This is a genomic window from Streptomyces sp. SID3212 (genome assembly GCF_009865405.1).
Lineage (GTDB): Bacteria > Actinomycetota > Actinomycetes > Streptomycetales > Streptomycetaceae > Streptomyces.
Map to the genome: position 1 here is coordinate 1 of NZ_WWJY01000379.1, position 1,753 is coordinate 1,753.

Annotated in this window: 3 protein-coding genes; 2 read left to right on the top strand and 1 reads right to left on the bottom strand. The window is 74.3% G+C overall.

Annotated elements, in window-relative coordinates; genetic code table 11:
* Both GT042_RS11475 and def read left to right on the top strand, forming a co-directional pair.
* Positions 1 to 800 (top strand): YoaK family protein (locus tag GT042_RS11475; RefSeq protein WP_202532646.1); only part of this gene is annotated, 800 nt, incomplete at its 5' end.
* Positions 797 to 1,432 carry a peptide deformylase gene (gene def / locus GT042_RS11480; protein WP_161308613.1) on the top strand — a complete coding sequence of 212 codons (636 nt, stop codon included), beginning with the start codon at positions 797 to 799 and terminating at the stop codon, positions 1,430 to 1,432. The genes GT042_RS11475 and def, both read left to right, overlap by 4 nt.
* Before the next feature lie 25 nt (positions 1,433 to 1,457).
* Here def and GT042_RS11485 read toward each other — a convergent pair.
* On the bottom strand, positions 1,458 to 1,753 hold a 296-nt coding region (locus GT042_RS11485; protein ID WP_161308614.1), incomplete at its 5' end, for a M28 family peptidase.

Sequence of the window (1,753 nt, forward strand, 5' to 3'; positions counted from 1 at the left end):
CACCGGACCGTACGCGAGGCGGTCCGACCGGAGGGGGAGATCGGGTGACGGCGCAGGCGCGGTCCGGCCGGGCGGGCGGCCCGCTCACCTCCCGGCACGCGGGCTCCACGCCGTCCGCGACCGTGGTGACACTGACCCTGGTCACCGGCGCCGTCGACACCCTGAGCTTCATGGCCCTCGGTGACGTCTTCACCAGTGTGATGACCGCGAATCTCGCCCTGCTCGGACTGTCCGTGGGATCCGACGACTTCGTCCTCACCGGACATGTGGCCGTGGCCCTGGCCGGATTCGTGTGCGGCGTGCTGCTGGGCAGCCGGATCGCCGCCTCCGGCGATCCCGCGAAGGCGCCCCACCGGGCCGCGCTGGCCGTCGAGACCCTGCTCCTCTGCGGGTTCCTGGCCGGCTGGATCGCGGTCGGCGGCCGGCCCTCCGGGGGCGCGGAGATGGGCCTGCTCGCCACCGCCGCCATCGCCATGGGCTGCCAGAGCGGGATGATCCGGGTCATCGGCACCCCCACCATGTCCACCACCTACCTCACCGGCACGCTCACCGGGATCCTGGCCGAACTCGCCACGAAGGGACGGCTCCAGCGGGCGAACGTGGTCCTGATCGCCGTGCTGCCGCTGGGCGCCGCCCTCAGCGCGATCCTGGTGACCTGGGCGCGCACGTACGCGCCGGTGCTGCCCGCGGGCCTGCTCCTGACCGCGACGCTGCTCTCCTTCGTACCGCCGGGGGAGCCCCCGCCCGGGGCGCACTCCGCGCCGGACCCGGCGCCCGGGTCTGGGAAAGTGGACCCATGATCGACACCACACTGACCGAACTCGTCGACGGACTTCTCGACGGCCCCGTACCCCTGCCCCTCGTCCACGTCGGCGACCCCGTGCTGCGCCGCCCCGCCGTGCCGTACGAAGGGCAGCTCGGCGATGCCCGGCTCCAGCGCCTGGTGGACGCGATGCGCGCGACGATGCTCGCCGCCCCCGGCGTCGGCGTGGCGGCGCCGCAGGTCGGGATCCCGCTGCGGATCGCCGTCATCGAGGACCCCGCCGAGGTGGCGGAGGAGGTGGCCCGGACGCGCGGCCGGGTGCCCCAGCCGTTCCGCGTCCTGGTCAATCCGTCGTACGAACCCGTCGGCGACCGGCGGGTCGGCTTCTACGAGGGATGCCTCAGCGTCCCCGGGCTCCAGGCCGTCGTCGCCCGGCCCGAGTCGGTCAGGCTGCGCGGGCAGGACGAGACGGGGCGGGAGTTCGACGAGGAGTTCACGGGGTGGCCGGCCCGTATCGTCCAGCACGAGACGGACCATCTGGGCGGCACGCTCTACCTCGACCTCGCCGAGACCCGCTCCTTCGCCACCACTCCGCACCTGATCGACCGCTGGTCCCAGCCGACCCCGGAGACAGCGGCCAGGGACCTCGGATTCACCCTGCCCGGATGAGGAACGGCCAGCGCCGTCCCCGAGGTCAGGCGCCGGCCGGTGCCTCGCCGGGCCAGGCCGCCGCGGTGGCGGCGGTCGCCGTCGCCACCGCGGCGAGCCGCTCGTAGTCCAGTGTGTCGGGGGTGTCCGTGGGCCGGTGGTAGTGGGTGTTGCGGAAGTTCGCGGTGCCGGTGAGCATCAGCGCGGGGATCCGGTGGTTCCAGAACGGCGCGTGGTCGCTGCGCGAGAGGTTGTTGAGCACCGGCAGGGCCAGTCCGGCGGCTGCGCCGAACCGCCCGTCGGGCCGCGGGTCGCGCAGCAGGACCGAGGGCAGCGAGGGGG